We start from the raw sequence: 12,222 nt of genomic DNA, 5'->3' as shown, positions 1-12,222 counted from the left end.
CTGCGAGTCTCATTATGAGTTTTTTAAGCGTAAATCAACTTTCTAAGTCATTCGGAAATTTCAATGCTGTCGATCATGTGTCATTTGAAATTGAAAGAGGAGAATTTGTTTGTTTTCTCGGGCCATCAGGCTGCGGAAAAACGACGCTGCTTAGAATGATTGCGGGCCTCGAATTGCAGGATGAGGGGACAATTATTCAAAATGGAATCGATATTTCTCGGTTGCCAGTAAGTCAGCGTGACTTTGGGATTGTGTTCCAAAGTTATGCTTTATTCCCGAACCTGAACGTGTCGGAAAACATTGAATATGGTTTGAAGAATGCAAAGGTCAAGAAAGCCGAGCGACGGGCGCGCGTTACTGAACTTGTTGCTTTGATGGATCTTCATGAGCACGTCGATAAATATCCTCAACAACTGTCTGGGGGTCAGCAACAGCGTGTTGCTTTAGCGCGTGCTTTAGCGCTGAAACCGAGTTTACTGTTACTGGATGAACCTTTGTCAGCACTTGATGCAAAAGTGCGCACAAGGTTGCGATCTGAGTTAAAACAGTTACAAAAACGCTTAGGCATTACCACTATTATGGTGACGCACGATCAAGAAGAGGCCCTGAGTATGGCCGATAAAGTGGTTGTGATGAATCAAGGCAGAATTGAACAATGTGCTTCGCCTAATTTGGTGTATCGCAAACCGGCATCAGAATTCGTTGCAGACTTCGTTGGGTCGATGAATATTTTCTCGCTTGAAGCTGAGCGTGAAAGTCAGGCGACGAAAGACTTGCAGACCCATTTAGATCTTCATTCGACAAGTGCTTCTCTCGCAATTCGTCCAGAGCATTTGGTGTTAGAGGGTGATGTAGAGTTCCGTCTTGCGAGTGAGAAAGGCGTCGTTGTCTCAGCTCGCGTCGAGGCAATTGAGTATTTCGGCCGATTCGTTTCTATTCAATTGGTATGTGATGCTTGGGGTAAGAGTCTCGAAATAGATTTGCCATCTACCAAGCTGCAATTTTTTGACTTGAGTTTAGGCGCACAGCATAAAGTTGCCTTGCCGAAAGAAGCGCTGCATGTGTTTTCTCAAGATGCGGAGACGGCTTAGTGACTACCTTAACTTTAAATCTTCGTTCTTGGTTTAACGGTTTATCTGAAACGGATCGAACTATCCGCTTGTTTGTTCAGTTGGGTGTTATTGGGGCATTGAGTGTCGCAATTTTGCTCCCTTTGTTTTCTTTACTGAGTAAAAGTGTTGAGGATAGTGATGGACACTTTGTTGGTCTGGATAACTTTTTAACGTATTTTGGTTCGCAGGGTTTACAGCAGTCTTTATCTAACTCCTTGTTTATATCTTTGGTCGTGACTTTAATTGTCGTGGTCTGCGCATTTCTTTACGCCTATGTACTAACGCACTCTCGCATTCCTGTAAAAGGGCTGTTTAGATTTTTAGCGATGTTGCCGCTGTTAGCGCCTTCTTTATTGCCAGCTATCGCGTTGATTTATATCTTTGGTAAGCAAGGTTTTTTGCGAGAATGGTTGTTCGGTGCCGAGATATACGGCCCTATTGGCATAGTGATGGGGAGTGTATTTTGGATTTTTCCGCACGCGTTCATGATTCTTTATACCGCTCTACGCCAGAACGATGCGCGCTTATATGAATCAGCAAATGCTTTGAAAACGAGTGCTTTTCGAACCTTTATGACGGTTACGCTGCCGAATGCTCGTTACGGACTGATTAGCGCTGCACTTGTTTCATTTACTCTTATGATTACTGACTTTGGTGTTCCCAAAGTGATTGGTGGCCAATATAACGTGCTCGCCACTGACATTTACAAGCAAGTTATCGGGCAACAGAATTTTCAAATGGGAGCGGTGGTGAGTCTCGTGTTATTGGCGCCTGTATTAATCACCTTTGTTGCTCAGCGTTATGTCGAATCGAAGCAAAAAGTCACCGTAACATCTAGCAGCAAGCCTTATTTGCCCTCTAAAAAGCTATCGCGTGATTTACTCGGTCTTTTGGTGTGTCTGCCTATTCTGGCATCGATGCTGCTCGTAGTTGGTACCGCGATTTATGCGTCTTTCGTGACTTATTGGCCTTATAATTTGTCATTTTCTCTGAACAATTATCAGTTTGATTTGATGGATGGCGGAGGCTGGGCCTCGTTTGGTAACTCTTTGCAGATGGCAGCTTGGACAGCTTTATTCGGCACTCTATTGATTTGGTTTGTCGCATACTTTAATGAGCGAGCTGCGCAGAATGTCTTCTTGAAGCGAATTGTTCATGCGCTCGCAATTTTGCCAATGGCTGTTCCTGGCATGGTGCTGGGTTTAGCATACATCTTCTTTTTTAATCAGCCTAACAATCCTTTGAACAGTGTGTATGGAACAATGACGATATTAGTTCTTTGTACTGTTGCGCACTTTTATACCGTGAGTCATCTAACGTTTTTAACTGCGTTGAAGCAGCTAGATAAGTCTTTTGACGAAGCAGCTGAGTCGATGAAGGTAGGTTGGTTTAAGCGCTTTATAAACGTCAGTACGCCACTGTGTTTGTTGACCATTGTAGATGTGTTTTTCTACATGTTTATTAATGCGATGACTACTGTATCAGCCGTTGTTTTCTTGTATTCGCCAAACACGATTCTCGCTTCGATTTCTGTACTAAATATGGATGATGCGGGTGATCTTGCACCGGCCGCTGCCATGGCGGTTTTGATTATGGCGGCATGCGCTAGCGCACGTTTACTGCATTGGCTCGTCACTGAGCTGATCTCGCGTTACCTGCAACCATGGCGCATTAGAGCAGTATAGAAATGGCGCTAGGTAAAGTTAACTCAAATGTTGTCGATGTGCTCGTTATTGGTGCCGGCATACTGGGCGCGTCGACAGCCTCTTATCTTTCAAGAATGAATAAAAAAGTGGCGATTGTTGATGCGCAATTGCCTATGCGCGGAACCACCGCGCAAGCTGCATCGGTGTTGATTCGTCATCGGGCGGATAGCACACGGCAAGCCATGATGGACGAGACGTACCATAAGATTTTATCTTTCGAACAAGATAAGCCAGATAGTACTGGCTTTATGCAAACGGGCTGCGTGCATGTTGGTGGAACACCAGCTGCTGATGCAAGCGCCATGAGGGCTCATGATAGCGCTCACGACGCAGGTAGAGAGAGTGCGTTTCTTCGCCCCCAGCAACTTAAAAAGATTTGTCCTTGGTTAAACGTCTCTAAGGAGGCGGCTGTTTGTTTAGATGAACAAGACGGTTATGTTGATGCGTATTCGCTTGGCAATGCTTATTTAACTGATGCGGTGAGTCATGGCGCCCGACTAGTAGTTGAACGTTTTGCACATTCTTTGATGATAGATGGACAAGGCTGTTTAACAGGGGTGAAGTTTAGTGATGGTGGATGTATTTATGCTGACTCTGTCGTTTTATGTGCAGGCCCATGGAGCACTAAATTTTTATCACATGTTGATGTGATGTTACCGATGGCGCCAGTTCGTAGCCAATATTGGATGGTTGATGGTATTTCATCTCTTGATCGTTATAGTCCTATTACAGTGATTCCAGACGCCTCTTGTTACACCAGGCCCGATGGTAATGATCTTTTGTTTGGTTATCGTGATAGCTCGATGATTTATGGTAGCCCTGAGGAGCTTCCGATTGATCTGTTTGGGTATCAGTTCGATAAGAGCGAAGGTGAACGCGATTTAGAGGAGGCTTTTTTAGCGCTTGAGCCCTTTGTTCCGAGTCTGTTGAATGCCGGGATTAAACACTACACAGCGGGAGTATCTAGTTACACGCTCGACGGGCAGTTTGTTCTTGGTTCGGTTGAGTCCATTCCTAACCTGTATGTTGGAACAGGATGTTGCGGTTCAGGTATCGCGATGAGTGCAGGCTTTGGGAGAGTATTGAGTGAACTTGCGTGCGGATTAACGCCCTATTTGGATATCAGTGCATACGCGCCAGACAGAATGCCTGACGCCATGCCTTTTGATCCTACTTTTCAATATCAATGCGCCGCGGCACGGTCACGAAAAGCTTAAGTAGAGCGGGTTAGCAGCGTCTTTGTAAATTGCACTGCACCATAATACGCGTCGCGATTTCTTCAACGGAATAATCGGTAGTATTCATGCTTGGCAGGCGCTCTCGTCGATACATGAGTTCTACTTCTTCTACTTCGTAATTGCATTGTTTCATCGTTGCGTAACGTGAGTTTGGTTTTCGTTCGTGGCGGATGAGAGATAGACGCTCTGGGTCGATCGTGAGTCCAAATAGTTTTTCGCGATAGTTTTTGAGCGTTGCAGGGAGTTTTTGATCTTCGATGTCTTCCTCAGTAATCGGGTAGTTTGCTGCACGAATCCCGTACTGCATCGCAAGATACAAGCATGTTGGTGTTTTGCCGCTGCGCGATACGCCGATCAGGATAACGTCTGCTTCATCATAGTGCTTGGTTCTTGCTCCGTCGTCGTTATGAAGTGCATAGTTGATTGCCTCCATACGATCTTCGTATCCAGAACTTTCGCCAATTCTCGCGCGTCCCACTTCTTCACTAGGTTTGGCATTAAGCTCTTCGGTTAATGGGCCCAAGAATGCACCAAATACATCGATTTTTAATGCGTTACTGCTAGCGATTATTTTACGAATATCGTCATCGACAAGTGTGTCGAAAACGATTGGTCTCGCGCCATCTATTTCTGCTCTCGCATTAATGCGTTCTACGACTTCTTCTGCTTTTTCGATGGTGTCTACGTAAGGTAGTGTGTCCTTTTCAAACTCAATTTGATCGAAGCGTTTTAGTAGGCTCACTCCAAGTGCTTCACTGGTAATTCCAGTGCCATCAGAGATGAAAAATGCAGTTCGTTTGTTACTCATATTCTTCGGTACCGCGTAAAGAGAAATAGATATTTAGATTGCCCGTTATTTAGGCCTTTCTGATGCTGAATTAAGCTAGCATAAAGTGGTATGATGCGCACCTTTGAAAATCTAGCATTCTAAGAATAGAGAGTTTGAAGTCGTGTCTAATCGTACGCGAACTCCCTGTCTCTGGCGTTTATTGTTTTTGGCGACTTACGGTTAATAGGAGCTTCGTCTTGCAAGAATATATTGTTTGGTTCGATCACTTAGGGATGAATGATGTCGAACGTGTTGGTGGAAAGAACGCCTCTTTAGGGGAAATGATCGCAAACCTTAGCGGCGCAGGTGTTCGAGTGCCGGGCGGTTTTGCCACAACCGCGTATGCGTTTAATGAATTTTTAGCAAATGATGGCCTTGCTGATCGCATTCATAAGACTCTAGATGCACTAGATGTTGATGATGTAAATAAGCTTGCTGAAGTTGGTGCTGAAATCCGATCTTGGGTGATGGATACGCCGTTTCCAAAGCAATTAGAAGATGAGCTCGACAAAGCATTTGCTGAGCTTCAATCTGGCAATGATGAAATGGCTGTAGCCGTTCGTTCATCAGCAACAGCAGAAGATTTGCCAGAAGCCTCGTTCGCAGGCCAGCAAGAAACTTTTTTGAACGTGCAGGGTATTGATGCAGTCAAACATGCGGTAAAAGAAGTATTTGCATCTTTGTTCAACGACCGTGCGATTTCGTATCGTGTACACCAAGGGTTTGCGCATATTGATGTGGCGCTATCTGCAGGCATTCAAAAAATGGTGCGTAGTGAGACGGCCTCAAGCGGTGTTATGTTTACGCTTGATACGGAATCTGGTTTCCGTGATGCCGTATTTATCACGTCCTCTTACGGTCTTGGGGAAATGGTTGTTCAAGGCGCGGTAAACCCTGATGAATTTTATGTGCATAAGCCAACTTTCGAAGCAGGGCGGCCAGCAATTTTGCGTCGTAACCTCGGCAGCAAAGCTCAGAAAATGATTTATGCGACAAGCGGTGTTGAGCTTGTTGAAACTGTCAAAGTAGATAAAGCAGACCGTTTTAAATTCTCTATTACTGATCAAGACATTAACGAGTTAACGCAACAAGCGCTAATTATTGAAAAGCACTATGGCCGACCAATGGATATTGAGTGGGCGAAAGATGGTGACGACGGCTTGATTTATATTGTTCAAGCGCGACCTGAAACCGTTAAAAGCCGATCTAGCAGTGCAGTACTAGAACGTTATCTGATGAAAGAGACGGGTAATGTGCTCGTCGAAGGTCGAAGTATTGGTCAGAAAATCGGTAGCGGGCCAGTTCGTGTTGTGGATGTTTTAGCAGACATGGATCAGGTCCAAGAAGGTGATGTATTGGTTACTGACATGACGGACCCTGATTGGGAACCAGTTATGAAGCGTGCTTCTGCGATTGTCACAAATCGCGGTGGTCGTACTTGCCACGCTGCAATTATTGCCCGTGAACTTGGTATACCTGCTGTAGTGGGCTGTGGCGATGCGACAGAAAAACTTAAGTCGGGCGATAAAGTAACTGTTTCATGTGCCGAAGGTGATACAGGCTTTATTTATGAAGGCTTGCTTGATTTTGAATTGCGTGAAAACTCAATTGAATCAATGCCTGACCTACCATTCAAAATTATGATGAATGTTGGTAACCCTGATCGAGCGTTCGATTTTAGCGCCTTGCCAAACGAAGGTGTTGGCTTGGCTCGCTTGGAATTTATCATCAACCGTATGATCGGTGTGCATCCTAAAGCATTGTTGAATTACGATGCCTTGCCTTTAGAAATCCAAGAAACGGTTGATAAGCGCATCTCGGCTTACAACTCTCCTGTTGATTTCTATGTCGATAAGCTTGTTGAGGGTATTTCATCCTTGGCTGCTGCGTTCTATCCGAAGAAAGTGATCGTGCGTTTGTCTGACTTTAAGTCAAACGAATACGCGAATTTGATCGGTGGGAATTTATACGAGCCAGATGAAGAAAATCCGATGCTCGGTTTCCGTGGCGCATCACGTTATATCTCTGAAACTTTCCGTGACTGTTTCTATTTGGAGTGTCAGGCGCTTAAACGAGTTCGTGAAGAAATGGGTCTGGATAATGTCGAAGTGATGGTGCCATTCGTTCGAACCGTTGGTGAAGCGAAGCAGGTTGTTGAACTTCTTGAGTCTCAAGGTCTTAAGCGTGGCGAGAACGGTCTTCGTGTGATCATGATGTGTGAATTGCCAGCGAATGCCATTTTGGCAGAGCAATTCTTAGAGTACTTTGATGGTTTCTCTATCGGCTCGAATGACTTAACCCAATTGACGCTCGGTCTAGACCGAGACTCTGGCATCATCGCGCATCTTTTTGATGAGCGAAATGAAGCGATCAAAGCTTTGTTGAGTAATGCTATTCAAGCATGTAAGAAAGCAGGTAAATATGTCGGTATTTGCGGACAGGGCCCTTCGGATCACCCAGATTTCGCGCGCTGGTTAATGAATGAAGGTATCGATACTGTGTCATTAAACCCTGACTCTGTGCTTGATACGTGGTTCTATCTTGCAGAAGAAGAACAGTAAGTAGTTAAAAGGAATAAGAATATGAGTGAAGAAAAAATTATCACCCCAGATTTATGTGACGAGTACCCAGACTTAGTTGAAGTCGTAGAACCAATGTTTCACAACTTTGGCGCGGTCGATGCGTTTGGTGGCGAGATCGTGACTGTAAAGTGTTTTGAAGATAACTCGGTAGTGAAAGAGCAAGTTGGCCTACCAGGCGAAGGCCGAGTTATGGTCGTTGATGGCGGTGGTTCAAAGCGTAATGCATTGCTAGGCGATATGCTTGCAGAGAAAGCTGCTGCAAATGGTTGGTCTGGGTTGATCATTTACGGCTGTATTCGCGATGTCGACGTGATTCGCCAAACGCAATTAGGCGTACAAGCGCTTGGTACAAATCCTCGAAAGACAGAGAAGCGTGGATTAGGTGATCTAAATGTTGAGGTGAAATTCGGCGGCGTTGTATTCAAACCAGGACATTACGTTTATGCGGATAACAACGGCGTGATTGTCTCGCCAGAGCCTTTGAGCATGCCTGCTTAAAACTTCGGTTGCGCTAAAAAAGCCCAGTCAAATGACTGGGCTTTTTGTTATTGGATCTAAATTGTCACTCTTGTTCCGACTCTGTGCCAGACTGTTCAAGTTCTTCTAATTCCGCGCGTTTAGCTTTTGAAATATAGGTCGACTTCTTTTTAGGCGCACGTTCAGCCGCCTCTTTTTTCATTCGCTTTTTATTGATTTGTTTGATTTTTTTTTGTCTGTTCATTTTGTCTGTCGTTAGTTTTTACAAGCGATAAGCGACTCACCCGCCGCGAAGGCGGAAGCCCATGCCCATTGAAAGTTAAAGCCGCCTAGATGTCCGGTAACGTCAAGAACTTCGCCGATCAGAAATAAGCCTTTTTGCTTTTTACTTTCCATTGTTTTGGAAGATACTTCATCTGTATGGACTCCGCCTAGCGTTACTTCAGCGGTACGATAGCCTTCTGTGCCAGAGGGTTTGAGTGTCCAAGATTGTAGTTGCTGGGCAATCTTGCGCAGTGCTTTATCTTGCATTTCGCCCATTAGTGTTGTGGCTAGATCCTTCCAAAATAGATCTTCAAGTTCTTGCACGAAAGATTTAGCTAGGCTCTTTGCGAGTATATTTTTGAGTAAGGCCTTTGGTGCATTTTGTTTTGCTTCAAAAAGCACTGCTTCGATATCTGTTTCTGGAAATAGGTTGATCTGTATTTCTTCTGAAGTGTGCCAATAATTTGAAAGTTGTAATGCCGCGGGGCCAGATATCCCTCGGTGTGTAAACAGTATGTTCTCTCGAAACGTGCGTCGCTCGTTATAAATCGCGCTGTCATGCGCCAAGCCAGACAAACGTTCGGTAAGCCCTTTGGTGGCATCACTGAAGGTGAATGGAACAAGACCTGCCCGAGTGGGAAGAACCGAATGCCCAAATTGTTCCGCAACTTGATAACCGAACCCGCTAGCGCCCATTGTAGGAATAGATAATCCGCCGCTCGCGATGACTAATTGCTTAGCCTTGAAAGTACCGATATTTGTTTTGAGAACGAAATAATCATTCTCGTATTGAATGTTATCGATATCGCACTTAGTGCGAATGTCGACCTTATCCGGCGGACACTCTTCTATGAGCATCTTAAGAATGTCTTTGGCGCTATTGTCGCAAAACAATTCGCCATGTTTGCGCTCGTGATAGGGGATTTGATGCTTTTCGACCAGTGAAATAAAGTCCCACTGTGTATATCGACTGAGCGCAGATTTAACAAAATGAGGATTTGCACAGAGATAGTTGTCGGGTTCGACAAAGTAATTAGTGAAGTTACAGCGTCCCCCGCCAGACATGAGTATTTTTTTGCCGACTTTATTTGCGCGATCTAGTACAACCGTATGTAGGCCTTTTTGTCCAGCAAATCCTGCGCACATTAATCCTGATGCGCCGCCACCAATAATGATCACGTCGCTGGTGGTAATGTAGTCATTCATAAGTATTAGCTAGATAAAGAGGTGGGGAAGTCTTCTTTGTATAGTTTTATATCTTTGATACTTCCAGATTCGGGGACTTTTGCATACCAAATGTGTTTATCCCAATCACCTAATACAATGCGTTTAGCAGGTTGGTTGTTGGCCGTGATCTCGTGAATGTCTGGTCGATGAGTATGTCCGTGAAGCAAAACTTGTGTTTGTTTTTCTTCTAAAAGCTTGGTTATTTCTTCAGGGGTAACATCCATAATTTCAGTGTCTTTGCCCTTGTTCGACGCGATGCTCATTTCACGTAATTGCCTAGCGGTGGTGAGTCGCTCTGCGAGAGGTCGTGCTAGAAATGTTTCGCAAAATCCAGGGGCTCTAAGCATTTGGCGCAACTTCATATACGCCAGATCTTTGGTGCAAAAACTGTCGCCATGCGCTAGAAGTAATGGTTCGGCATTCAAGTTAATAGTGCTTGGATCTTGAAGCACTTCAACGCCTGTGTCTTTCGAAAATTGTTGGCCAATCAAAAAGTCACGATTGCCGGCCATAAAGAAGGTTTTGACGCCGCTTTCGGTTAGTTGAGCAAGACGCTTTTTGACCGATTGTTGAAGGGGCGTGTTTTCATCATCTCCGACCCAAGCTTCGAAGAAGTCTCCAAGGATATAAAGCTGACTTGCGTCGGATTCTATTTTGTCGAGAAAATAGAAAAAGGCTTCGGTTATATCTGGTCGAGACTCTTCTAGGTGTAAATCGGAGATGAAATAGATCATTGAATTAAGCGCTTGCTTCTACAACGCTTGCTGATTCAATAATCACTTCGTTCACTGGTACGTCTTGGTGGCCAGCTTTCATTGTGGTTTTGACGCTTTTGATTTTTTCAACAACATCCATGCCTTCCGCAACTTTACCGAAGACCGCGTAACCCCAGCCTTCAGTTGTCTCAGAGGTGTGGTTAAGGAACGCGTTATCAGAAACATTGATAAAGAATTGAGCAGAAGCTGAATGCGGATCCATCGTGCGCGCCATGGCGATTGTGCCGATGTCATTGCTAAGACCATTGTTTGCTTCATTTTCAATGGTTTCGCGCGTTGGCTTTTGGTTCATATCGACATCAAAACCGCCGCCTTGGATCATGAAATTGTCGATAACGCGGTGAAAAATTACGCCGTCATAAAAACCGTCTTTCACGTATGCTTCGAAGTTTTTAGCGGTTACTGGAGCTTTTTCATAATCAAGTTCCAAAGTGATGTCGCCGTAATTAGTTTTCAATAAAATCATAGTTATTCCGTTGGATCTACAGATACATGATGCCAGTGCCAGTTAGTCGCACTCAGCCATTCGGCGCCGATTGTACAGTTTTGGGCTGTCAGACTAAACACTTGGGGGGATTAGTTTTGCTGAGGGCGATTAATTTTTGTTGTGATTTGCGGCTAAGGGTTTGTTTTAAAAGCAGTTAGCTTCTATCGTAAAGACTTATCTGAACTCGTTAAAGATTGAAAAGTTTAATAATAAATAGGCAAATTATGTTGTTAGATGCTCCATTGACGGCGCTCAATGTCCCGCGCGTTAAAGCTCGATTAAGTAAAACAAGTGTTATCCCTGATTCTCTGGCTCAGGTGACATCGATCGATAAAACGCAAGAAAGAAACCCCGAATCAGTTGGAATGACGGCTAAAAATGTAGAGTCAATTTGGCGATCTGTTGAGGGTGTCTATCAGACGGGTACGCATCCCGCTATTTCTTTTTGCTTGCGACGTAAGGGTGAAGTGGTCTTGCAGCGGTCCATTGGACATGCTTCAGGTAATGGACCAGCAGACCACAAGTTGGCACCTAAGGTCTTGATGAGACCTGAAACTCCCATGTGTTTTTTCTCAGCCTCTAAAGCGGTCACAGCACTATTGATGCATATGTTAAACGAGAAGAAACTGATCAATCTGCATGATCCGATTAGTTTTTATCTTCCTGAGTTTGCCCGCAATGGCAAGAAAAACATCACGATTCATCAGGTGCTATCGCATCGCAGTGGTATTCCCGGTTTGCCTGAGGGGCTGCCGGTAGAAACTTTATGGGATAACGATACGATTTGGCGTTTATTATGCGATGCGGAGCCTGACTCGCCACGCGGTGACAAGTTGGCGTATCACGCGCTGACGGGCGGTTATATTCTCGAGCGTGTGGTCAGCAAGGTCACTGATAAGACGATTCAGCAAGTCTTAGACGAGCGTATTCGTAAGCCGATGGGCATGAAATACTTTAAGTATGGTATTGATGATGAATATGCAGACCGCGTCGCGATGAACTATGCGATAGGCTTGAAACCGCGTTTCCCAATTTCATATTTGATTAAACGCGCATTAGGTGGGCCTTTAGATTTGGTCGAAGATGTGACGAACGATCCTCGATTTCTGTCCGCGGTGATTCCAGCAGGCAATATTATGGGAACAGCAGAAGAAATGAATCGCTTTTTCCAGATGATGCTTAACGGCGGTGAATGGAAGGGAAAGCAGGTAGCGAAGGAGATTACGATTCGTCGAGCGATTCAAGAGGTTGCGAGTGTTCAGTTTGATCGTACCTTGATGATGCCAATGCGTTATAGCGCGGGTTTAATGCTTGGTGGCAAGCCAGTCGGTATTTGGGGTGCGAATAGTTCGGCTTGTTATGGGCATATTGGTTTAATCAATAAAATGGCTTGGGCCGACCCTCGAAGGGAGATTAGCGTTTCTCTTATGACTAGCGGCATTCCTATTGTTGCAAACAATATTCCTTCTCTTGTGCGTTTTGTTAACGCAATTTCTAAGAACTGTTCTATTACCAAGATATAAA

Annotated in this window: 11 protein-coding genes; 6 read left to right on the top strand and 5 right to left on the bottom strand. The window is 44.7% G+C overall.

Annotated elements, in window-relative coordinates; genetic code table 11:
- Window positions 1–14: 14 nt before the first annotated feature.
- From A3762_RS13295 to A3762_RS13285, 3 genes are read left to right on the top strand one after another with little or no spacing between them, the layout of a single operon-like run.
- Window positions 15–1,091, top strand: a complete 1,077-nt coding sequence (locus A3762_RS13295) for a putative 2-aminoethylphosphonate ABC transporter ATP-binding protein (RefSeq protein WP_197469252.1) — start codon at window positions 15–17, stop codon at window positions 1,089–1,091.
- Window positions 1,091–2,797 (top strand): putative 2-aminoethylphosphonate ABC transporter permease subunit, encoded by a 1,707-nt coding sequence (locus tag A3762_RS13290; protein ID WP_068756020.1) that lies wholly within the window; start codon window positions 1,091–1,093, stop codon window positions 2,795–2,797. Before A3762_RS13295 ends, A3762_RS13290 begins: the two co-directional genes overlap by 1 nt.
- A gap of 2 nt (window positions 2,798–2,799) precedes the next feature.
- Window positions 2,800–4,035, top strand: a complete 1,236-nt coding sequence (locus A3762_RS13285; protein ID WP_068756018.1) for an FAD-binding oxidoreductase — start codon at window positions 2,800–2,802, stop codon at window positions 4,033–4,035.
- 10 nt (window positions 4,036–4,045) lie between these two features.
- On the opposite strand, the gene A3762_RS13280 is transcribed toward A3762_RS13285, so the two are convergent.
- On the bottom strand, window positions 4,046–4,864 hold the full coding sequence (locus A3762_RS13280; protein WP_068756016.1) for a pyruvate, water dikinase regulatory protein: 819 nt from the start codon (window positions 4,862–4,864) through the stop codon (window positions 4,046–4,048).
- Window positions 4,865–5,082: 218 nt separating this feature from the next.
- On the opposite strand from A3762_RS13280, the gene ppsA reads away from it, so the two are divergent.
- Entirely contained in the window at window positions 5,083–7,446 is a 2,364-nt protein-coding gene (gene ppsA, locus A3762_RS13275; protein WP_068756015.1) for a phosphoenolpyruvate synthase, read from the top strand.
- A gap of 21 nt (window positions 7,447–7,467) precedes the next feature.
- Complete coding sequence (rraA, locus tag A3762_RS13270; protein ID WP_068477064.1) at window positions 7,468–7,965, top strand: ribonuclease E activity regulator RraA; 498 nt, start codon at window positions 7,468–7,470, stop codon at window positions 7,963–7,965.
- A 64-nt stretch (window positions 7,966–8,029) separates the two neighbouring features.
- Here the strand turns inward: rraA and A3762_RS26515 are convergent, their stop codons facing one another.
- From A3762_RS26515 to A3762_RS13255, 4 genes are read right to left on the bottom strand one after another with little or no spacing between them, the layout of a single operon-like run.
- A complete protein-coding gene (locus tag A3762_RS26515; protein ID WP_156493446.1) occupies window positions 8,030–8,188 on the bottom strand; it encodes a DUF2986 domain-containing protein in 159 nt (52 codons plus the stop codon).
- An 11-nt stretch (window positions 8,189–8,199) separates the two neighbouring features.
- A complete protein-coding gene (locus A3762_RS13265) occupies window positions 8,200–9,414 on the bottom strand; it encodes an NAD(P)/FAD-dependent oxidoreductase (RefSeq protein WP_068756013.1) in 1,215 nt (404 codons plus the stop codon).
- 5 nt (window positions 9,415–9,419) lie between these two features.
- The gene (locus A3762_RS13260) at window positions 9,420–10,169 is read right to left on the bottom strand and encodes a UDP-2,3-diacylglucosamine diphosphatase (RefSeq protein ID WP_068756012.1); all 750 of its coding nucleotides are present in this window, start codon (window positions 10,167–10,169) and stop codon (window positions 9,420–9,422) included.
- A 4-nt stretch (window positions 10,170–10,173) separates the two neighbouring features.
- Complete coding sequence (locus tag A3762_RS13255; RefSeq protein WP_068477055.1) at window positions 10,174–10,677, bottom strand: peptidylprolyl isomerase; 504 nt, start codon at window positions 10,675–10,677, stop codon at window positions 10,174–10,176.
- Window positions 10,678–10,922: 245 nt separating this feature from the next.
- Here A3762_RS13255 and A3762_RS13250 point away from each other — a divergent pair, with 245 nt between their 5' ends.
- A complete protein-coding gene (locus A3762_RS13250; RefSeq protein ID WP_068477053.1) occupies window positions 10,923–12,221 on the top strand; it encodes a serine hydrolase in 1,299 nt (432 codons plus the stop codon).
- The last annotated feature ends 1 nt before the right edge of the window (window position 12,222 follow it).

Source organism: Oleiphilus sp. HI0125 (genome assembly GCF_001635355.1).
Note: the sequence above shows the minus strand (reverse complement) of the source record. Positions and strands in the feature narration are given on the sequence as shown.